This is a genomic window from Paracoccus sp. DMF-8 (assembly GCF_029309835.1).
GTDB lineage: Bacteria > Pseudomonadota > Alphaproteobacteria > Rhodobacterales > Rhodobacteraceae > Paracoccus.
Window position 1 is genome coordinate 452,316 of record NZ_JARJHL010000017.1, and the last position, 21,588, is coordinate 473,903.

Genomic DNA, 21,588 nt, shown 5'->3' on the forward strand with positions numbered 1-21,588 from the left:
CTCGCGGGTGCTGGAGAAGGCCGAGGTCGGCGAGACCGCCACGTGCCGACAAGGGCTATGAGGATCGGCTGGAGCAGGATCGATCGACGCGGCCGCGGATCCCCGAAGACCCGGAAGGATCGCCTCCGAAGGCGCTGAAGAAGGAGGAGCTCCTGCGCGAGATCGTCGACAACGTCGGCAAGCGCGGCGGCGCCGGGCAGAGACGTGCAGACGGTGATCTCGGTCGCCATGCTCTCCGAAGGCTGGGACGCGAAGAACGTCACTCACATCATGGGCCTGCGGGCGTTCACGTCACAGCTGCTGTGCGAACAGGTCATCGGCCGCGGGCTGCGGCGCGTGGTCTACGACACGGACGAGAACGGGCTGTTCCTGCCCGGAATATGTCAACGTTTTCGGCGTGCCGCTGTCGATCTACGAGCCGGGCGAAGTTGGCGAGGCGCCGCCGCCGCCGAAGCCCAGCACGCAGATCGATGTGATCCCGGAGCGGCGCGGAACTCGAGCTGCGTTGGCCGAACGTGCTGCGCATCGAGACGGTGGTGAAGCCGGATTCTGACGGTGGACTGGGCGAATGCCGTCGATGTTGACACTCGACCCGGCCGCGACGGCGATCTCGCGCCGAGACTCGCCCCCGCTCTGGGCGGCGCGGCGGACATGAGCAAGGTCACGGCAACATCGACCTCGTCGTTCGCTGCCCGAGGAATTCCGGCTACAACGGCTGACCTTCGTTGCTGCCCGCAAGGCGTTCGCCGACGCTGAAGGCCAGCTTCAAGGGCAACGAGGAATACCTCGTGCTGCAGCTGATCCGGCTGGTCGAGACCTTCCTCGCGAGTCGGACCAGGTCGACATTCCGTCGCTGTTCCACACAGACCCGATCCGCCGCCGCGTGCTGATCGCACTGAACATCGACAACGATGGTCCAGCACCTGATGCGGTTCGTCACCGAGCCAGAACACCACGGCACTGACCCCGGTGTTCGACGAGGAAAACCCCATCGGCAGCACGGGCCAGATGCGCGCGTGGTACACGACGAAGCCCAACTTCCCCACCATCAAGTCCCACATCAGCCACGTTGTCGGGGACTCTGCGTGGGAGCAATACGCTGCGCGAACATCTTCGAGGGCGCGGGACGAAGTCGATTGCCTACGCCAAGAACGATCACCTTGAGCTTCCAGATCCACTACCTCTGGCAGGGGTCGCGGCGTCGCTACGTGCCGGATTTCATCGTCCGCCTCCGGAATGGCGTCACGCTCGCATTGGAGATCAAGGGGGTCGATAGCCCGCAGAACAAGGCTAAGCAGGACGCACTGGCCGAGTGGGTGAGTGCCGTCAACGCTGCGGGCGGGTTTGAAACATGGGCGTGGGACGTCGCATTCGAGGCGGCGCATGTGCACGACATCGTTTCACGCCATTCAGCCACAAGACCTCTGGGCGGACCCTAGGGAAACCACGCAGGACCAGGTGAATTGGACTCGCTGTTGCAGGTCGGGAAGACAACGTGAAAACCGTGCGGCGACCTAGAACAGGTTGCCAGTCGAAGTATCTGAGGGAGCAATTCTTAGCATGGCGCTTTTTGACTGGTTGTTCGGCCGCACTCCAAAACCGTCTCAACAGACCCAACCCGAACGCGCCAAAGAAGAGTTTCGACCCACCCCAATCATTCGCGCACATCAAAGATCGACTTTCACTCACGCTCCTCGCGTGCCAGAGGGCAGTTTCCGGTTCGTTGCGCTGGATGTCGAAACCGCGTGCAGTGATGTAGCCAGCATCTGCCAGATCGGGCTAGCCTGCGTGCAGCCAGACAACCAGATCCAGACCTTCTCCATGCTGGTCAATCCCGGCACCAGGTTCGACGTCTTCAACATTCAGCTCCACGGCATTGGCCCGGACCACTGTGGCGGATGCCCCCGATTCCCTGACGCGGCTGGATGCTCTGCTCCCTTTGCTGTCACGCCACCAACTCATCCAGCATAGCAACTTCGACAAGCAGGCGATGAATGCTGCCTGCAGTTTCAGCGGCATCAAGATCCCTGATCTGCGCTGGAACGACAGCGTACAGATTGCAAGACGCGCATGGCCCGAGTTGAAGGGTAACGGCGGACATGGGTTGGCAAACCTCAAGCGCACGCTGAACCTGCAGTTCCACCACCATGACGCAGGCGAAGATGCACGCGCCGCTGCTTTGGTCGTGCTTCATGCCGAGATTCAACTTCGGCTTCCATTTGAGGAACTGATCAAACCGGCGCCCAAGAAGAGCTACTCAGCAGCCATCACCATGGAGGGCGATCCCAAAGGTGCACTGGCCGGTTCCATTGTGGTCTTCACCGGCACACTGGGCATGGCCCGAAGCGAAGCAGCTGAGCTCGCTGCCAGCGCCGGTATGTCGGTTAAGGCGAGCGTAACCAAAGAGACAACGCATTTGGTCGTCGGTGACCAAGATCTGAACGTGCTTGCTGGGCACACAAAGAGCAGCAAGCACCGCAAGGCCGAGGACATGCAAAGAGCGGGGCATCCCATTCGCATTATCGGCGAAAGTGCCTTCAGGGCCCTCGTCGCGAAATCGAAGGCAAGCTGATACCCCCTTCTCTGGTTCCTCCCCGGCCCTGGACGTATGCGGGGGGGCGCAGCGCGGCGGTTCGCTAGCGTGAGGCAGTTTCACCGGGGAAGCCAGGAGGAAGCCACCTTGCGCGCTGATGCCGGAATTCGTGAGTCAGATCAGCGGCTTGCGGAAGCACGATCTGGCCGGGGTGGATTCCCGGCGGGAAGCCAGGGAAGCCACCTCCGGGGAAGCCAGGTGGGCGGAAGCCACCACGGGAAGCCAGTTCATTGGAAGCCGTTGAATCCGCTTCACTTTTCGGGTTGACAGACCTGCCCCCATTGACCTACCCCTTGATCATCGAAGAATTGCGCCCGGAGGAACCCCCTCGCGGGCGCTTTTCATTTCCCCTCCCACACATCCCGAGCCCCGCCCCATGGATCTCGTCTTCGCGCCGAGCCGGGTAGAGTCCTGGCCGATTGCCCGGCTGCGCCCCTATGCCCGCAATGCCAAGATGCATGGCGACGACCAAGTGGCGAAGATCGCCGCGAGCATGGCCAAGTTCGGCTGGACCGTGCCCTGCATGGTGGCCGACGACGGCGAGCTGATCGCGGGCCATGGTCAGGTGCTGGCCGCGACCATGCTCGGCCTGACCGAGGTGCCGGTGATCCGGCTCAGCCATCTCGACGAGGCCGAACGCCGCGCCTACCGGATCGCCGACAACAAGCTCACGGAACTGGGCGAATGGGACGAGGCCCTGCTGCGCGACGAGATCGCGGGGCTTCTGGCCGAGGATTTCGACCTGACCCTGCTCGGTATCAGCGACGATGACCTCGACGCGCTGCTGCGGGATCCCGAGGCGCTGGGCGGCGACGGCCCGGTCGAGGGCGAGGACGATGTTCCCGATCTGCCTGTCACGCCAGTTTCGGTGCCGGGCGACCTCTGGCAGCTGGGCGCGCACCGGCTGATCTGCGGCGACAGCACGGCGGCGGATGTGGTGGGACGGCTGCTCGGGGATGTGCGCCCACTGCTGATGGTCACCGACCCGCCCTATGGCGTGGAGTATGATCCCTCCTGGCGCAACCAAGCAGGCGCGGCCAAGACCAAACGCACCGGCAAGGTGCTGAACGACGACCGCGCCGACTGGCGCGAGGCTTGGGCGCTGTTCCCCGGCGACGTCGCCTATGTCTGGCACGGCGCGCTGCATGCGAGGACCGTGGCGGAAAGCCTCGTGGCCGCGGGCTTCGCCATCCGGTCGCAGATCATCTGGGCAAAGGATCGGCTGGTGCTCAGCCGCGGCGATTACCACTGGCAGCACGAGCCCTGCTGGTATGCGGTGCGCGCCAAGGGCAAGGGCCATTGGGCCGGGGACCGCAAGCAGACGACGCTGTGGCAGATCGCCAACCGGGATCAGGACGCCGACACGGTGCATGGCACGCAGAAGCCGGTCGAGTGCATGCGCCGCCCGATCCTGAACAATTCGAGCCCCTGCCAAGCGGTCTATGAGCCATTCATGGGATCCGGCACCACGCTGATCGCGGCCGAGACCACAGGCCGGGTCTGCTTCGGGGTCGAGTTGAACCCGGCCTATGTCGACGTGGCCATCGAGCGCTGGCAGTCGTTCACAGGGCAGGAGGCTGTGCTGGCGGACACCGGCGGGACCTTTGCCGCCCTCAAGGCCAAGCGGCTCGCGCCATGAACGCGCCCCTCCTGCCCGGCCGGATCGAGCATTGGCCGCTTGCGCGCCTTCGCCCCTATGCCCGCAATGCCAAGACCCACGATGCCGACCAGGTCACGAAGATCGCCGCCAGCATGGCCGAATTCGGATGGACCGTTCCCTGCCTCGTCGCGGCCGACGGCGAATTGATCGCGGGCCATGGCCGCGTCCTGGCCGCGGCACAGCTCGGGCTGGCGGAGGCGCCGGTCATCGTGCTCGGCCACCTGACCGAGGCGCAACGTCGTGCCTATCGCATCGCCGACAACAAGCTGACCGAACTGGGCGGGTGGGACGAGGCACTCCTGCTCGAGGAACTGCGGGGCCTGATGGCCGAGGACTTCGACCTCGGGCTGATCGGGATCCCGGAGAATGAACTGGACGCGCTGCTGCATGACGCCGACGACCGCGCGCCCATCGACGATGACACCGCCGACACCATCCCTGACGCTCCGGCTGACCCGATCACTCACCCCGGCGATATCTGGGCGCTGGGCGACCACCGGCTGATCTGCGGCGATGCGACCGACCCGGCCGTGGTGGCGCGACTGATGAACAGGGCGCAGGCGGCGCTCCTTTCAGCTCCCCGCCCTACGCGCAGCAGCGCGACTATGGCGCAGCGAAGGAGAAGGTCGGTGATTGGGATGCGCTGATGCAGGGCGTGTTCGCCGCAGCACCCGTCGCCGCCGACGCCCAGTTGCTGGTCAACCTCGGCCTCGTCCATCGCGATGGCGAATGGATCCCATATTGGGAGGGCTGGCTCGACTGGATGCGCGCGCAGGGCTGGCGGCGCTTCGGTTGGTACATCTGGGACCAGGGGCCCGGCCTGCCGGGAGACTGGAACAGGCGGCTGGCGCCGTCGCACGAGTTCATCTTCCACTTCAACCGCCAGCCCCGCAAACCGAACAAGACGGTCGAGAGCAAGCACGCGGGCGAAACCCTGGGCGGTGGTGGCCTGCGCGGGGCCGACGGCACGGTCCATCGCAAGACCGGCTACGGCAACGCGATCCAGAGCCACCGCATCCCCGATAGCGTGTTCCGGATCATGCGCCACAAGGGCGGACTTGGCGCAGCCGGATCGCACCCGGCCGTGTTCCCGGTGGCGCTGGTGGAGGCTGTGCTGGAGGCCTTCACCAATCCGGGCGACCTGGTGTTCGAACCCTTCTGCGGCTCGGGCACCCAGCTGATCGCCGCGGAACGCACCGGGCGGCGCTGCTTCGCGGTGGAACTGGACCCGGTCTATTGCGACGTCGCGGTGCGGCGGTGGGAGATGGCGACGGGGCGGAAGGGGAAAATCTTCATAGATTGATTCCTTGCAAAACCAATTGGTTCACGGGACAAGTGGGCGCTCCCGCAGCGAACTGCACAAAACCTGTTAGGCAACTGCGTTTTGGAGGTCACTCAGGTAACCATCGCATCCCATGAAATAGCCAGCGACCCCTTGCATGACGTTGGCCAGTGTCGGGAGGTGCAGGTCGGCATAGGCTACAGGCACAGGGTTGCCCTGTCGGTCCACTGGATAGCGATAGGAATAAGAACCGGGGTCAATCTTCGCGAACTCAAGGATTATCTCGCCAACCACCGGGTCGGCCTCGTCAGGGTCTGGAGTACCGTATCGCTCAAGAATTTCTACGAATTCAGACCACAACTTGGCTAAATCATGCGACTTCCAGTTGGGTTCGACCCCCACAGTAGGCCCGAAAGTAGCAATTTGGTACTTTAGCGATAATTCAAGAAACTGCCGATAGTTGGTAAGCGCGACGCCGATCCCCTCCTGCCATTTTTGAGTTGATGCCTTCATTCTCCACGCACATGTGCGGCGGAGGTTTTGGATTTGGAGAGAGACGGCAAAATGGGCGTCCAATTGGACGGCTCTATAGGCGTCGGGGTCTCGCGGCTTGAGGTGATCGGGGGGCCAAGCGGTCGTCGGCGGCGGACGAAGGCAGAGCGGGCGCGGATCGCGGCGGAGAGCATGATGCCCGGGGTGACGGTCGCAGATACTGCGCGCAAGCACGGCACGACCCGCTGGCAGATTTACGATTGGCGCAAGCAGATACGCAAAGGTAATTTGGTGGTGCCCGAAAGCGTGGCGGCCTTGCCGTTCTTCGCGGAACTGGTGGTTGATGACAGCGCGACTGAGGCTTCGGCGGCCGTCCCCGGGTCTGATCTCGAAATCGTGGTGGGCGACATCGTCATCCGCGCGGGTCCTGGTGTCGACGAGGGCCAACTGACCCGGGCAATCCGCGCGGCACGGGCAGCGGCGTCGTGATGTTCGGCCAGGGGCGGCCCGGTGAAGGTCTTCGTGGCGACCCGGCCTGTCGACTTTCGCAAGGGGATCGACGGTCTGGCACTGGCGGTGCAGGAGATGTTCGGGATGGACCCGTTCTGCGGAGCCGCCTTTGTGTTCCGAGCGAAGCGGGCGGATCGGATCAAGCTCTTGATCTGGGATCAGACCGGGATGGTGCTGGTTCACAAGCGGCTCGAGGGCGGCAAGTTCGTCTGGCCACAGGTGCGCGACGGGGTCATGCGCATGTCCGGAGCGCAGTTTGCAGCGCTGTTTGAGGGCGTGGATTGGCGGCTGGTCCGACCCGAACAGGCGCGGCGCCCGCTGGCGGCGGGGTGACTGGCAGGCTGCGTCGAAACGCCTGTTTTTGCTGGCCTGCAAGGGCATCCTGTGATTCACTTCCCGCCATGGAAACAGCTGATCTTGCGCGCGAAAACGCCCTGCTGAAGGCCCGCCTCGCCGAGGTGGAGGCGACGCTGGCCGAGACGCAAGAGGCCAATCGGCGGCTGCAGGATATCCTGCACGCGGCGCAGCGCGAGAAATTCGGCAAGCGCTCCGAAAAGCTCTCGCCCGACCAGTTCAACCTGCCCCTGGAAGATGCCGAATTTGCTCAAGGTGTGCTCGAGGCAGCACAAGAAAAGGCCGAAGCGGCGATGCAGCGGGCGCGCGGGGAAACACCCGCAAGCCCAAGCGCAACCGCGGGCATCTGCCGTCCCATCTGCCTCGGGTTGAGCGCGTGATCGAGCCTGCCAGCACGCTCTGTCCCTGCGGTTGCGGCGAGATGTCCGGGATCGGGGAAGACGTGTCCGAACGTCTCGACGTGATCCCCGCCCAGTTCCGGGTGCTGGTCACGCGGCGCCCGAAATACGCCTGCCGCCGTTGCTCGCAAGCTGTCGCGCAGGCCCATGCCCCCGAGCATGTCGTGCCCGGCGGGCTGCCCACGGAACTCTTCATCGCCTGGATTATCGTCTCGAAGTTCGGTCACCACCTGCCGTTTTATCGGCAGGCCGAGATCTTCAAGCGGCAAGGGATCGATCTGGACCGCGGCACACTCGGCAACTGGGTCGGGCGCGCCTGTTTCCACCTCATGCCGGTCATCAACCACATGCGCGCCCATCTGCGCAGTGCCGACCGCATCTTCGTGGATGAAACCCGCGCGCCGGTGCTGGAACCGGGCCTGAAACGCACCAAGAGCGGATTCTTCTGGGCCGTCGTATCCGATGATCGCGGCCATGGCGGGGCTGGCCCACCCATCGTGCTCTTCCACTATGCCCTGGCCGGGGTAAGGCGCATCCGCTGAACTTCCTCGCCGGATACCACGGCCGCTTCCTGCAATGCGACGCCTACCAGTCCTACAACGCGATGACCGAGATCGCGCGCGACAATGGCCCGTGGCAACTGGTCTATTGCTGGACCCATGTCCGCCGCCGCTTCGTAAAGCGCTTCGAGAGCGATGGTTCACCCATTGCCGAGGAAATGCTGCGCCAGATCGCGCTGCTTTATCAGATCGAGAAGTCCGTGCGGAGCAAGGAGGCCGCTATGCGCCTTGCTGCCCGGCGTGAGCATTCGGCCCCGATCATCGCGGCGCTGAATCCCTGGCTGGAAGCCCAACTCTCGCGCATCCCGCAGAAATCCCAGCTTGCCGAAGACATCCGCTACTCCCTCGCGCACTGGCCCGGACTGATCCGCTTCCTCGAGCACGGCATGCTGGAACTCGACACCAACCCGGTCGAGAACCAGATCAGGCCGATTGCCCTGACAAGAAAAAATGCACTCTTCGCCGGGAATGAAGTCGGCGCCGAAAACTGGGCTATGCTCGCCTCGCTGGTCGCTACCTGCAAGATGTCCGACGTGAACCCGGTCGACTATCTCGCCGCCACACTGCGCGCCATCCTCGACGGTCACCCACAAAGCGGTATCGAAGACCTCATGCCATGGCGCTTCAACCAGCCGTCAAGCCTCGCAGCATAGGGCCGCAACGTCGCGCTTACGATAGTTGAATATGATCGGAAAGACAAGGACATGCCGCATGGGCGCGTTGTCGGCTGTGGCCGCGACCATCAAATCAGCCGCCGACTTGTATCCGTCTGTCATAAGGACAAGGCGCGTGAACCCATCGTCAGCTATGTTTGCGTTGTCAAAAGGATCCTCAGCCATGATGAACGGTTTGTCACCCTGTGCTGGCCATCTAAACTTGCTGTTCAGAATGTCTTCGAATGATTTTCTTTTTGCCATTCCCGTCAACCCGCCCTTGGTGTTCTTGGAGTAATGCTAGGCTCAGGACCCATTGATTTCCGACTGGCGGCGTGATTCACGGTTCGAAAAGCGAGCGGTGACCATGTCTGATCTTTTTTGGTTGACGGACGCGCAGATGGCGCGTCTTGAGGCCTTTCTTCCCAAGTCCCACGGCAAGCCTCGCGTCGATGATCGACGCGTGTTAAGCGGGATTATCTTCATCAATCGCAATGGCTTACGGTGGCGCGATGCCCCGGCAGCCTATGGCCCGCACAAGACACTATACAACCGTTGGAAGCGGTGGAGCGACAAGGGCATCTTTGCCCAAATGATGGCGGGTCTGGCGGCCGGGCACGGCGAAGAGAGACCGTGATGATCGACGCCACTTACCTGAAGGCCCACCGCACCGCGACCAGCATGGGCGTGAAAGAGGGGCGTGGGCGCCTGATTGGTCGCACCAAGGGCGGCATGAACGCCAAGTTGCACGCCATCTGCGACAGCCGAGGGCGCCCCCTCAACCTGTTCGTCACTGCCGGACAGGTCAGCGATTACATCGGCGCGCGGGCATTGCTGAGGCAGCCTGCCGGATGTCGATTGGCTGCTCGGGGATCGCGGCTATGACGCCGACTGGTTCAGAGAAGCGTTGAAAGACAAAGGGATACGCGCCTGCATCCCAGGCCGGAAGCAGCGGAAGAAAACCGTCAAGTACGACAAGCGCCGGTACAAACGGCGCAACCGGATCGAGATCATGTTCGGCAGGCTCAAGGATTGGAGGCGTGTGGCGACCCGGTACGACCGTTGCCCCAAGGTATTCTTGTCAGCAATCGCACTTGCTGCCCTCGTCATCTACTGGCTTTGAAACTCAATGGGTCCAGACCCTAAGAAAAAAGAGAAGGCTAAAGTTCGAACGTTGCTGGCTGACAAACCTATGGGCGAGTGGGTTTCTGAGACTCGTGGCGGCTCATGGGGGTTGCGTTATTCCGACGTAGACTACCGCGCACTTACATCAGATGAACGCAATGATCCGAAAACTATTCCTTCGGGCAGCGTTTATGCTCTTTCAAAGACCAACTCTGCAGGCCCGTCTCAGTCTGACCAACACTTCAAGTTTCAAGGTAAGACTTACCATCCAGGCCAACCAAATCATTGGAAGACGACCCTGACCGGAATGGAAAGAATCAACAAGGCTGACCGTTTTGAAACGCGGGGCGGACCGCCTTGGATGAGGCGTTACCATGATGACGCGCCATTCAAGCGGATGACAAACGCATGGATGGACACTTCGGGAAAGTCTAATGAACGTTGGTATGTGGTTCAAACGGATACGCCCGTTATCCAACGCTGCATTCTCGCGACAACTGATCCCGGCGATCTGGTGCTTGATCCAACCTGCGGCTCGGGTACCACTGCCTATGCCGCCGAGCAGTGGGGGCGTCGCTGGATCACCATCGACACCTCTCGCGTTGCCGTGGCCCTCGCCCGGTCCCGCCTGATGGGCGCGCGCTATCCCTATTACCTGCTGGCCGACAGTCCCGAGGGACAGCAGAAGAAGGCGAAGATCTACCCGCACCCCGCCCAAATCAACCCCCACCCACGGCAGCATCCGCCAAGGCTTCGTCTATCAACGCGTGCCGCATATCATGCTGAAAGACATCGCCAATAATGCCGAAATCGACGTGATCTGGGACAGGATGCAGCCTGCCGTCGAAGAGGCCCGTGCCGCCCTGAACGCAGCCCTGAAAGGGCATATGGAGCACTTCGCTGTCTCATCCGGCGGCCGCGCGGGCAAATTGATCGACTTCACTGCCACCGGCGAGGTCACGCTGCCATCTGGCGAACCCGCCCCGGCGAACGGCTTCATGGAATGGGAAATCCCGCGCACGCCCGGCACGCTATGGCCCGCCAAACAACAAAGCCTGCACGCAACCGCGACTGCGATGGCCAAGACAAAGCCAGCCTTGGCCGAAAACGCCCTGGCAGAGTTGAACAAGCTGCGTGGCAGCAGCTTTTCCCTGGTCACATTGCCCGCAAATCCGATTACCCCCTGGCCGCCCGAGGCCGAAGTGGCATTGACACAGTTCTGGGAAGCCCGCATTGCCCGCCAGCAAGAGATTGATGCCAGCATCGCTGCCAAGGCAGACTTCGAGTATCTTTACGACAAGCCTTTTCCCGACAATTCCAAAACCCGCGTGGCTGGCCCCTTCACTGTGGAAAGCCTGTCGCCCCACCGCACGCTGGCCGTCGATTGGGACGACGAGCTGATCGACACCTTTGAGGCCGCGGAAGGCAAGCGCAAGGCCGCCGAGGCCCCAGCGGACTTCACCGACTTCGCCCATATGATCTTGGAAAACCTGAAAGCCGCAGGCGTGCAGCAGGCGCATAAGGAGGACCGGATCACCTTTACCAGCCTCAAGGGCTGGCCCGGCAAGTGGGTCGCAGCCGAGGGCACCTTCATGGAAGGCGACACCCAGCGCCGCGCCGGTGTCTTCATCGGCCCCGAATTTGGCACCGTCAGCCGCCCCGACCTGGTGGCGGCAGCGCGCGAGGCAGGCGACGCCGGTTTCGACGTGCTGATAGCCTGCGCTTTCAACTACGACGCCCACAGTTCGGAGTTCGACAAGCTGGGCCGCATCCGCGTTCTGAAGGCCCGGATGAACCCCGACCTGCACATGGGCGGCGATCTGAAATCCACCGGCGCGGGCAACCTGTTTGTGATCTTCGGCGAGCCGGATATCCGGATCACCGATGCGGGCGACGAAATGGTGCAGGTCGAGGTCTTCGGCGTGGACGTGTTCAAGCCCCAAACCGGCGAGGTGCAGAGCGAAGGCACCGACGGCATCGCCTTGTGGATGCTAGACACCGATTACAACGAGGAATCGTTCTTCGTCCGCCACGCCTGTTTCCTCGGTGCCAACGACCCCTACAAGGCGCTGAAAACGACGTTGAAAGCCGAGATCGACGAGGAAGCACGGGAGAGCCTTTATTCCGACACCTCCCGGCCCTTCGCCAAGCCGAAGTCGGGGCGTATCGCGGTGAAGGTGATCAACCACCTCGGCGACGAGGTGATGAAGGTGTTTGCGGTGGAGTGATGAAAATTGGCGCGTTGATCCAGCACTACATCCCGATCATCTTTGAACACTGCGAAAAGCGGGATCATTCAGAGTTTGATCGGCTGTGTGATCGCGCCTATTCGAAGACCACGCTGGACGTCAACTTTCCGTTCTGCAAGCCGGTCGCAGACATCTCGGCAGTGGAAAACCGGCGGTACTGGTCGCAGATTTTTGTTGTGCGCGGCATAACCGTTCGCGTCACCAGCCAATGGTTCGACCCGCCGACCAGCAAGAGCCGATCCAGCCTCGTTCGATACCTGGAGCGCCAGGGCATCGATGTGATCGAGGCTGCGCGCGCCCTGCCTGGGGCTGCAAGCAGTGACACCGTGCCCGTCGACAGAACCGTGCACGCTTCTCGGGGCCGGTTTAAAGGCAATGCCATCGGGAACGCCCAGAACCTGTTGGTGCGCAACATCCTGAGCAACTTTGGTGACGAGAGTTTTGGGCCAGAAGAATGGCAACGGGTGATCGACACCTTTGGCAGGCGCTGTGCCTATTGTGGGCAGGAGGGCGAATTGCTGATGGATCATGTGGTGCCGATCAACAAGCAGTCGCTTGGCGAACATCGCCTCGGCAATCTTGTCCCGAGTTGCAAGCCATGTAACGCGAACAAGGGTGACAAGGATTTCCGCACCTTCCTGTCCAATCATCCAGATCGGATTGCGCAGATCGAAGCGCACATGGAACGCCACAACTATGTTCCGATCAGCGAAAATGAACAAATCCGGCAGATCATCGAGTTGGCGCACAAAGAGGTCGCGCAGGTTGCGGGCCGCTACATCGACATCATCAACACCCTGATGGCTGGACAGCGTCGCGCAGGGGGCGAGGACTGATGGAATTCCGGATCGCCGACACTTTTACCGACAGCCTCGGCCGCCTGACTGCGCAAGAGCAGAAGGCGGCCAAGACAACCGCTTTCGACCTGCAGTTGGATCCGACCTCGAACGGCCTGTCGTTCCACAAGCTGGATCGGGCCAAGGATATGAATTTCTGGTCGGTGCGGGTGAATGCCGACATCCGGATCATCGTCCACCGCACGGCCGCCAGCATCCTGCTGGTCTACGTCGATCACCACGACGACGCCTACAAATGGGCTGAACGGCGCAAGATCGAACGCCACCCGACCACCGGCGCCATGCAGTTGGTCGAGGTGCGCGAGCGGGTCGAAGAGGTGGAAATCTTCAAGCCCAGAGAGGTGGCCGCCACACCGGCGCCCGCCGCCAAACCTGCCGCCCGCCTGTTCGACAACCTGCGCAAGTTTGAACTGATGGCCTTTGGCGTGCCCGAGGAATGGGTGAACGATGTCCGGACTGCCACCGAGGACACGCTGTTCGACATCATCGAGCATCTGCCGCAGGAAGCACAGGAAGCACTGCTCAAGCTGGCCGTGGGCGAGAAACCGCAGCCGCCGGAACCAGCGCCGGTCGAAGCCGATCCCTATGCCCATCCCGACGCTCAGCGCCGCTTCCGTGTGCTGACCAATGCCGAAGAACTGAAGCAGGCACTGGATTACCCTTGGGACAAATGGGCAGTGTTCCTTCATCCCGCCCAAGCCGATCTCGTCGAGCGTTCCTTCTCTGGACCGACCCGAGTGTCTGGATCGGCCGGAACCGGCAAGACCATCGTGGCCCTGCATCGCGCCGTCCATCTGGCTCGCGCCAACCCTGGCTCGACGGTGCTGCTGACCACTTTCTCGAAAGCGCTGGCCAATTCCCTGCGGGTCAAACTGGCCAGCACGGTGGGCGCGGAGCCTTCGATTGCTGCTCGGATCATCGTGAAATCGATCTCAGCGGTGGGCTACGACCTTTATTCCGAGTGGTTCGGCCAACCCCAGATCGCTGCACCTGCTTTGATCCGCTCGCTGATCACCAAGGCTGCTTCGGAGGTCGAAGGCCACCGCTTTTCTGCCCATTTCCTTGTTGGTGAGTGGGAGGACGTCGTCGACGCTTGGCAGTTGCGTTCTTGGGATGAATATCGGGACGTTTCCCGCCTCGGTCGCAAAACAAGGATCGGCGGCAAACAGCGCGAAGCCCTGTGGGCAATTTTCGACCGCGTTCGGGCAGGACTTGTGGAAAGGCGCGTTGTCACTTGGTCTGATGTGTTCGGGCGATTGACGGAAAGCATGACGGGAAAGGCTGATCGCCCCTATGCATTTGCTGTGATCGACGAGGCTCAGGATTTAGGCGTGGCCGAAGCGCGGTTCTTCGCGGCGATGGCCGCAGGTCGGAACGACGGACTTTTCTTCTCGGGCGATCTCGGCCAGCGCATTTTTCAGCAGCCATTTTCGTGGAAGGCGCTTGGCCTTGATGTTCGCGGCCGTTCCCACACGCTGCGCATCAACTATCGGACGTCGCATCAGATCCGGCTTCACGCTGACCGGCTACTGCCAGCGACCGTCTCTGACGTCGACGGGAACGCAGAGGGGCGTCGTGGCACAGTCTCGATGTTTGACGGCCCGCCACCAATGGTCGTTGCTTGTACAGATACCGATCACGAATGCCGCATCGTGGGCAATTGGATCAAGGACCGACTGCAGGAAGGGTGCGCACCCAGTGAGGTGGGCATTTTCGTGCGGTCCGATGCGGAACTGAAGCGTGCGAGGGCCGCAGTGAAGGCTGCTGGTGCGCGCGCTATTGAGTTGAACGACAAAGTCGAGGTCGAGGATGGCGCAGTTGCCATCAGCACGATGCACTTCGCAAAAGGCTTAGAGTTCCGGTCGGTTGTAGTGATGGCCTGTGACGACGATGTCATCCCCCAATCGGATCGGATTGAGTCCGTGGCGGACGATGCTGACCTTGAGGAGGTCTACAATACTGAGCGACACCTGCTATATGTCGCATGCACCCGCGCTCGCGATCATCTTCTTGTAACCGGCATCACGCCGGTCTCCGAATTCGTAGACGACTTTCTGAAAGGAAGCTGAGCAAACCTCTGGGATCACCAATGACCGACAGCGAGATCGGTTGTCTCGGCCGCCTTCGATGCCGCCCCCCCTCGGCATGGTTCCTCCCCAGCCCCAAACGTATGCGGGGGGGCGCAGCGCGGCATTTCGCTAGCGACATGGATTCCCACCGGGGAATCCACCCGGAAGCCACCGGCCCGTCGATCCTGCAAAAAGCGACTCATTATCAAAGGCTTGTGGAATCACGACCTTGGCGTGCTGGATTCTTTCGGGGAAGCCGGGAGATCCACTTCCGGGGAAGCCACCTTGGCCAGAATCCATCCAGCGGAATCCACCCTTTTCGATCCGTGATGGATAGGCCAAGGCCACGCCTGATCACGAACATCAGCTACCCTTCTGATCCACATTGACTGCTTCCGCCCCCGCTGCGAACACCAGTTCCGGCAGGACCACTTCCCACTCGTCACGGCGGAGCAGGTGGTGATAGTCCTCGTCGCCATCCTCGCGCCGCCAGGTCAGTATGGCAGCGACCTCGCCGCGGAGGAAGGTGGTGCCTTCAGGTGGGGCAAAGGCGCGGGCGAGGCGGGCAAGCGTTTGGCCTTGGGCGTTCTCGATCCGCCAGCGGTCGCCGTCGCGGAGAAGATGGACGAGGTCACCAGGGCGCGCGGCGGCGATGGCGGCCAGCGCCGGATCACCTGCCCGACGACGCCCGGCAAAGGACAGGTCCACCAGCTTCGGGTCTGGCGGCACATAGCGCAGGCGGCCCCGCGGCAGGGCTGTGGTGTCGGGGGTGACGCGGCGGGCAAGCACCGCATCGTCAGGGCGAACAAAGGCATGGGGGCCGTCGGTCAGCACGGTCAGGGTCGACCGCGCCCGCGTCATGGCAACATAGAACAGGCGGCGGGGGGCATCGGCATCCTCGCCGCGCGAGGGGCGATCCCAGCCGCCGTTCAGGATCGCAACATGATCGAACTCCAGCCCTTTGGCGCGGTGGGCGGTCATCAGAAGAAGGCCCCGCTGTTCGCCACGAGCATCCCGTGCCCATTCGCCGAACCACTGCACGAGGTCAGGCACCGGGGCAGCCTTCTCGACCAGTTCACGCGCCAAGGTGCCGATACCTTCGCCGATCAGGTCAGTCCAACGCGATTGCGGCTGGGCGTTCAGGACGGCGACCAGATCAGGTATGGTCAGCAGACGCGTCCGATCCAACAGCAGGGCGCGAATGAAGCCTTGCATCTCGCGTAGTCGCCACAGACTCGGCAGAGTTTCATTGGCCATGTCGATGGGAATGCCCAAGGCTTCCGCATAGGCGCGCACGGGCTCCAGCCGGCGCCAGTCGCGGGCAATCACCGCACAGCGCCGCCACGACCATTCGGGGGCCAGCCGTGACAGGCGCAGCAGTTCGTCCAGCGCGGCAATTGCCTGCGCGGCATCGCCCCCCGCCTCCAGAAGAGTGACACGCCCCTGCGCCACCGGGTCCAGCGCCGCCCAGTCGCCCCCCGGCAACGCCTTGGCGCGGGCGCGGTTCATCGTGATGTCGTGGCCCGCCTTCATCCGCCCGGCGGCCGGGGCAATCACGGCATTGGCCGCTGCGATGATATGGGCGGTGGAGCGGTAGTTTTCCGTCAGCCAGACGGGTTTCGCGGCATAATCCGCATCGAAGCGCCGGATGAAGTCGATGCTGGCCCCGGCGAAGGCGTAGATGTTCTGGTCATCGTCACCCACGGCAAAGAGGCTGATGCGCAGGTCATCCTCCAGCGACCGCCCGGCCACTGCGCCGATCAGGGCATATTCCTCGGGGCCGATGTCTTGGTATTCATCGACCAGAAGCCAGCGATAGCCCTGGATGAGCGTTTCGCGCAGCGCCTCGGCCTCCGCCTTGGTCAGACCATCCCCGCGCAGCAGGGCCACGGCCTGCATGACAATGCCGTCAAAGTCGCGCGGACCGTCGTGATCGCCTGCAAAGCTCGCCCCCATCAGCCGCATCGCCAGCGCGTGGCAGGTCGACACCATCACCCCCGCTGCATCATCCCCGATCAGACGGCGCAGACGTTCGCGAATCTCGGCCGCGGCGTGGCGATTGTAGGTCAGAACCAGTATACCGCGCGGGTCTTCGCGCTTCACGCGGATGAGATAGGCGATGCGGTGCACAAGCACGCGCGTCTTGCCCGATCCTGGCCCCGCCAGCACCAGCACGTTGGTCTGTTCGCGGTCATCGCGCACGATCTCGGCCTGGACGGGGTTGTCGAGCGCATCGACAATAGCCCGCCAAGAGGTGCCGGTGGTCTGCCGCCGGATTTCCGTGCCGCGCCCTGGCAGCCAGCGGCGCAGGAAAGCGTCGCGGTCCAGCACGAAGTAATCCTCGGAAAGGCGCTGGGCCTGGTCCATCGCCTCCAGCCCCTTTTCGGCATAGGCGGCCATCACATGGGTCTGGATCGTTGTCTCGCCATAGTGCTCTTCCAGGGGCGCGAAGTGCTGCACGGTGAAGGGGCCACCCTTAGGGTTCAGATGGACCGTGATCGCCGGGCGGAACACCGTCAGGCCCCGGCCCAGATTGGCGACCTGCTGTTCGTGCAGCCACAGAAGCGCGCGGTCCATCAGGCGGGTCATGTCCTTGACCTCGGCCCGCAACAGCGCATCACCGTTCAGCGCATCCAGCATCGCGCCAAGGGTGGTTTCGACCTGAATGTCCTTGCCTCGCGTGCCTTTGGCCACTTTTCCGGTGAGATGGGCCAAGAGCGCCCGCGCGCCCTGCCGCCGCAGATCAGCGGTGCGGGCAACCACAGGCCAAGAGCGTTCCAACCGCACGAAGATCGTGTTCCGACTGACCTTGCGCAGAGTCAGGTTGCCGCGTCCGCCGTCCTGATCGCGGCCATCCCGCGCCATGCCGCGCAGGATCGCTTCCACAAGATCGGGGCGCACCTGCGCGTGACCCTTGTCGCGCAGGGCTTGGCAGGTTTCGGTCAGGTTCAAGGGTTGCGCCTCGACCCCTTCGGCATCCGGCACGGCCTCTTGCATCAGGGCGATCAAGTCGGCTTCCATCCGGGCCGCGTGATCCAGACGGCGGGCCGAGGCATCCTCTACGCCCAGATGTACATAGACCGTGACAGCCGTGTCATTGCTGGCAACGCCCAGCGTCTCGAGATCAGCAAAAGCCCGCTGCAGATCCCGACCCGTCAGCCCGCACGCCCCAGTCAGATCATCGGTGGAAACCCCTGCGTCGATGGGCGCATTCATCACATGGCGCACAAGGTCCAGAAGCTGCTTTCGCCGCCTTCCGGTAATCTGCGCCCGGTCCAGGATCGCCGCCGCCTCATCGACCGACCGGATGCGCAGCGACGACGGGAACACCTGCACCCGGTTTTCCTCGCGGCTGAGCAGCGTCGCCTCCTCGAGCCAGGCGACGGCGGTTTTCACGCGGGTGTCGTCGGTGGTCTTGTCGCGCTCGAACTCCTGATCCTTTTCCTCGCACACGATTTCGCCGGGCGTGGCGATCACCTCGCCGGACTTGTGCTTTTCCATCCGCCGCAGCGCCTTCAGGATTGCACCAATCTCATGCCGCGCCAGCCGCGAGCGGGCGGACAGCGAGAATTGCCGCTCCACATCTTCGAGGCTGAACAGCAGCACGCAATTGGCTGGGCCACGATCCCGCCCCGCGCGGCCTGCCTCTTGCAGGTAGTTCTCCAAGGATCCCGGAATGTCGCCATGCACGACCAGCCGGATATCGGGCTTGTCGATGCCCATGCCAAAGGCGTTGGTCGCGGCGATCACCCGCAACTGGCCGGTGCGAAACGCCTCCTGCACATCGCGCTTGCGGTCGGGCGCCAGGCCAGCGTGGAAGAAGTCCGCCGCCAGCCCCTGCCCTTTCAGGAATTCCGCCACCTTTTCCGTCGCGCCCCGCGTGGCGCAATAGACCACAGCGCCCGAGGCGCCTTCAGGCGGCAGATTCGCCTCAATGGCGGACAGGATGTCGGTCAGCTTGGTGGCCTTCTGCGTGGGCAGCACGGCGAAGGACAGGTTGGTGCGCACCGCCCCGCCATCCAGCAACATCAGATTCACCCCCAGACGGGTCTGGAAATGGTCGCGGATGTCGCGCACCACCTCGGGCTTGGCGGTGGCTGTCAGGCACAAGACCGGCGCAGGGCTGTCGCCCGAGAACTCCTTGATGAAGCGGCTGACATAGCGGTAATCGGGCCGGAAATCGTGGCCCCATTTGCTGATGCAATGCGCCTCGTCCAGCACCCAAAGCCCGACCTCGCGCTGTTGCAGGACCGTGCGGATGGACGGCGAGCGCAACTGTTCTGGCGAGATCAAGAGCATCGCCGCTTCGCCCATCCGCACCTTTTCCAGCGCGTCATGCCGTTCGGGCAATGACAGCATGCCGTTCACCGTCACCGCACTGGAAATCCCTGCCCGCGCCAGCCCCTGCACCTGATCCGCCATCAGCGCCACAAGCGGCGAGATCACCACCGTCAGCGCCCCGGTCTTGTCGAACCGCGACAGCGCCGGGATCTGGTAGCAGACCGATTTGCCCGTGCCGGTCGGCAGGATGCCCAGCACGGATTTGCCAGCCATCGCCTCGGCCACGATGCGTTCCTGCAAGGAGCGGCCCATGTCGTCCACCGGCTGCGGGCGGAAGGACGGAAAGCCGAACCACCGCTCCAGCGCAGCATTCGGGTTGTTCTTCTCGGCGCACCAACCGCAAGCCGGATCGCCGCAATTGGTGTCGCGAAGGTGCCGCACGATCCGCCCTGCCTGCGGAAACTGCAGCCGCACCCAGGGTGGCATGACCGAGTCCCCACCCGCCACCGAAATCCAGGACAGCGCATAGGCCATCGGCCAGCCGTTGCGCGGATCGGAGAGATGGCCAAGGGTCTGGTCCAGCCGGTGATTGCAGGCTCGGCCATCCAACAGTCGGCGGATGGCGGCATGGGCTGCGGCCTCACCAGGCGGCGGGCCCCGCAGAAACTGGAACAGCGCGTCGAACCCGCCCGCTGCCTCGCCCCGCGTTGTCAGATGAGTGATAGGCAAGCACCGCATCGGGCGCCTCCCGCCCCAGCCGGGTGAAGGCCGCGATCTGGTCGGACAGCACCTGCAGCGCCAGCCGCGCATCCTGTTCGGGGTCATTCACATGCCCGACCTGCAGCCGTCCGTCCTGATAGTGCTTGACCAGATGGTGGTAGGGATTGCGAGGAAAGGCCAACGGGTTCAGCCAGAGCGTATCGATCGGCGCAGCCCCTAGCCCCGCCAGCCGCGCCCGGTTCGCCACCAGATGCGGCAGGTCGTGGCGCAGGATGTTGTGACCGACAAGATGAACCGCGCCCTCGCAGAACGCCTCCAGCCGGTCCAGCGCAGGTTCAAGCGCGGCCCCTTTGTGAGCCAGCCCCGCCTCGCCCCGAGACCGCCGCAAAGGCAAAAAGCCGCGCAGACTTCGGATCAACCTCGAGATCGACCGAAACACAACGCGACAGGAACAGGGTGGGGTCGAAGCTCAGCTATCCGAAATCCAAGGGCGAAGATGAAGGCGCAAGCCATTGATAACCCTGTTGCCCAAGGAAGCAATGCCGTAGATCGATCTGCGCCCCGGACCAGCGACTTGAAGGGCCTGCATCGTTGCGTGCTTTCTGTTCGGGCTACTTTCGGTCAGGCTCCGATGCGATCCATTGCATAGAGAGTAGTTTCGGAACGTCTGGAAAACCTGCACGTTCCGGTGTGATCTGGTAAGGTCGGAATGCGACGAGGAGCCCCGCCGGACCCGAAGCGGCAGCGGCAAAATGGAGGCGGAAAATCACTTACCAAACGCCTGCAACCTGTTCAGAGATAAACGGGACCACATCAGTCCGACTCACCGTTGGTCCTTTCTCGTTGCCGCAAAGCCAAACCTTCCTTGAATCTCAATCTCCGTTCCGGACACGGGTGCCCGCGCGCCGTTCCAGGATCTCTACCGCCTGATCGAGCCGCCCGACCCCGGCCAGCCCGCCTTGGTCGGCAAAGTCTGCGGCGGCGGTCATTTTCGGTCCCATCGACCCGGCAGGAAGATCGAGTGCGCGCGCCTCGTCGGGGGTCAGCGAGGCGATCACTGCTTCGGTCGGGGTGCCGAAATCGCGATAGACGGCATCCACGTCGGTCAGCAACAAGAGGGCATCTGCTCCGAGTTGGCATGCCAGAAGAGCACTGGCGGCATCCTTGTCGATCACCGCCTCGATCCCGGTCATGCTGCCATCGCGCTGCCGCAGCACCGGAATGCCGCCTCCGCCGGTGCAGATTACGATCACGTCCCGCTCCAGCAGAAGCTGCAGCACGCGTATGTCGGGGACTTCTTTCGGTACCGGCGAGGGCACGACGCGGCGCCACTTGTCGCCATCGGGCGCAATGGACCAGCCGGCGGCCCTGGCGCGGGCCTCGGCTTCTTCACGTTCGTAGACCGGGCCGATGAACTTGGTGGGCTTGCCGAAAGCCGGGTCAGTCCCGTCCACGATCACCTGGGTCAGCAGCGTGGCCACCGGCCGACTGTGGTCCAGCGCATTTTCCAGCTCCTGCTCGATCATGTAGCCGATCATGCCGCCGGTCTCGGCCCCCAGCACATCCAGCGGATAGGCCTCGTCCGGCTTGTAGGCCGCGCCCTGCAGCGCCAGCAGCCCGACCTGCGGGCCGTTGCCGTGGGTGATGACCAGCCGGTGCCCGGCCTGAACGATGCGCGCCAGCGCGCGCGCGGCCTCGCGCACGTTGGCCCGCTGGTTTTCGGCCGTCAGCGGCTCGCCCCGCCGCAACAGGGCGTTGCCGCCAAGTGCTGACACCACAAGCATT

At 63.2% G+C, this 21,588-nt stretch carries 11 protein-coding genes and 4 pseudogenes; 12 read left to right on the top strand and 3 right to left on the bottom strand.

Going from position 1 to position 21,588, the window contains the following annotated elements:
* Positions 1-1,160 precede the first annotated feature (1,160 nt).
* From PE067_RS20315 to PE067_RS20335, 4 genes and pseudogenes are all read left to right on the top strand, one after another.
* Positions 1,161-1,439 (top strand): hypothetical protein, encoded by a 279-nt coding sequence (locus PE067_RS20315; protein WP_276191562.1) that lies wholly within the window; start codon positions 1,161-1,163, stop codon positions 1,437-1,439.
* Between the two features lie 452 nt (positions 1,440-1,891).
* Positions 1,892-2,572: a BRCT domain-containing protein gene (locus PE067_RS20325; RefSeq protein ID WP_276191566.1), complete on the top strand. Its 681-nt coding sequence runs from the start codon at positions 1,892-1,894 to the stop codon at positions 2,570-2,572.
* A gap of 397 nt (positions 2,573-2,969) precedes the next feature.
* Positions 2,970-4,232: a DNA methyltransferase gene (locus PE067_RS20330; protein WP_276191567.1), complete on the top strand. Its 1,263-nt coding sequence runs from the start codon at positions 2,970-2,972 to the stop codon at positions 4,230-4,232.
* Positions 4,229-5,556: pseudogene (locus tag PE067_RS20335) on the top strand (site-specific DNA-methyltransferase). Before PE067_RS20330 ends, PE067_RS20335 begins: the two are co-directional and overlap by 4 nt.
* A 66-nt stretch (positions 5,557-5,622) precedes the next feature.
* On the opposite strand, the gene PE067_RS20340 reads toward PE067_RS20335, so the two are convergent.
* Positions 5,623-6,048, bottom strand: coding sequence for a hypothetical protein (locus tag PE067_RS20340; RefSeq protein WP_276191568.1), 426 nt, complete (start codon positions 6,046-6,048; stop codon positions 5,623-5,625).
* A gap of 51 nt (positions 6,049-6,099) precedes the next feature.
* Here PE067_RS20340 and PE067_RS20345 point away from each other — a divergent pair, with 51 nt between their 5' ends.
* From PE067_RS20345 to PE067_RS20380, 8 genes and pseudogenes are all read left to right on the top strand, one after another.
* Positions 6,100-6,516 (top strand): transposase, encoded by a 417-nt coding sequence (locus tag PE067_RS20345; protein ID WP_119752218.1) that lies wholly within the window; start codon positions 6,100-6,102, stop codon positions 6,514-6,516.
* Between the two features lie 21 nt (positions 6,517-6,537).
* Positions 6,538-6,870 carry an IS66 family insertion sequence element accessory protein TnpB gene (tnpB, locus tag PE067_RS20350; protein WP_276191569.1) on the top strand — a complete coding sequence of 111 codons (333 nt, stop codon included), beginning with the start codon at positions 6,538-6,540 and terminating at the stop codon, positions 6,868-6,870.
* A gap of 68 nt (positions 6,871-6,938) precedes the next feature.
* Positions 6,939-8,502, top strand: a pseudogene (locus PE067_RS20355) (IS66 family transposase).
* Between the two features lie 367 nt (positions 8,503-8,869).
* Positions 8,870-9,625: pseudogene (locus tag PE067_RS20360) on the top strand (IS5 family transposase).
* Between the two features lie 51 nt (positions 9,626-9,676).
* Positions 9,677-10,429, top strand: a complete 753-nt coding sequence (locus tag PE067_RS20365) for a DNA methyltransferase (RefSeq protein WP_276191570.1) — start codon at positions 9,677-9,679, stop codon at positions 10,427-10,429.
* On the top strand, positions 10,407-11,855 hold the full coding sequence (locus tag PE067_RS20370) for a hypothetical protein (protein WP_276191571.1): 1,449 nt from the start codon (positions 10,407-10,409) through the stop codon (positions 11,853-11,855). Before PE067_RS20365 ends, PE067_RS20370 begins: the two co-directional genes overlap by 23 nt.
* Positions 11,855-12,712 (top strand): HNH endonuclease, encoded by an 858-nt coding sequence (locus PE067_RS20375; protein WP_276191572.1) that lies wholly within the window; start codon positions 11,855-11,857, stop codon positions 12,710-12,712. The genes PE067_RS20370 and PE067_RS20375 overlap by 1 nt, the downstream gene beginning before the upstream one ends.
* Entirely contained in the window at positions 12,712-14,802 is a 2,091-nt protein-coding gene (locus tag PE067_RS20380) for a 3'-5' exonuclease (protein ID WP_276191573.1), read from the top strand. The genes PE067_RS20375 and PE067_RS20380 overlap by 1 nt, the downstream gene beginning before the upstream one ends.
* A 363-nt stretch (positions 14,803-15,165) precedes the next feature.
* On the opposite strand, the pseudogene PE067_RS20385 reads toward PE067_RS20380, so the two are convergent.
* Positions 15,166-20,276, bottom strand: a pseudogene (locus tag PE067_RS20385) (RecQ family ATP-dependent DNA helicase).
* Between the two features lie 399 nt (positions 20,277-20,675).
* Positions 20,676-21,587, bottom strand: a complete 912-nt coding sequence (arcC, locus tag PE067_RS20390) for a carbamate kinase (RefSeq protein WP_276191574.1) — start codon at positions 21,585-21,587, stop codon at positions 20,676-20,678.
* Position 21,588: the final 1 nt, after the last annotated feature.

Bases quoted from the DNA above. Each gene is read 5' to 3' on its own strand.
- PE067_RS20345 (WP_119752218.1), top strand. From the start codon at position 6,100: ATGGGCGTCCAATTGGACGGCTCTATAGGCGTCGGGGTCTCGCGGCTT.
- PE067_RS20370 (WP_276191571.1), top strand. From the start codon at position 10,407: ATGCTGAAAGACATCGCCAATAATGCCGAAATCGACGTGATCTGGGAC.
- PE067_RS20340 (WP_276191568.1), bottom strand. From the start codon at position 6,048: ATGAAGGCATCAACTCAAAAATGGCAGGAGGGGATCGGCGTCGCGCTT.
- PE067_RS20330 (WP_276191567.1), top strand. From the start codon at position 2,970: ATGGATCTCGTCTTCGCGCCGAGCCGGGTAGAGTCCTGGCCGATTGCC.
- PE067_RS20380 (WP_276191573.1), top strand. From the start codon at position 12,712: ATGGAATTCCGGATCGCCGACACTTTTACCGACAGCCTCGGCCGCCTG.
- arcC (WP_276191574.1), bottom strand. From the start codon at position 21,587: ATGCTTGTGGTGTCAGCACTTGGCGGCAACGCCCTGTTGCGGCGGGGC.
- PE067_RS20375 (WP_276191572.1), top strand. From the start codon at position 11,855: ATGAAAATTGGCGCGTTGATCCAGCACTACATCCCGATCATCTTTGAA.